The 234-nt window shown below is 53.4% G+C and carries 1 protein-coding gene; it reads left to right on the forward strand.

The window, feature by feature from the left end:
* Positions 1-234 (forward strand): alpha/beta hydrolase (locus RAD10_RS42575; protein ID WP_461622101.1); only part of this gene is annotated, 234 nt, incomplete at both ends.

The raw sequence follows: 234 nt of genomic DNA on the forward strand, positions 1-234 counted from the left end.
ATTACAGGCAGTAAACCGAATTGCCTCCGCGGCCGCTAAACGGACAGGCAAGACATTTGATCAGATTATTCTTGCAGCCGCGGACGTTGACGCCGACAGGTTTCGACAACTGTATAAAGCCTATTCTCGGGTTTCTCGACGAACGACTCTTTACGTCTCATCACGCGACAGGGCTGTCGAGGCGTCGCATTGGCTACATGGATACCATCGTGTAGGCCTCGCGCCTCCCGTTAT

It is taken from the genome of Bradyrhizobium sp. 23AC (genome assembly GCF_054863025.1).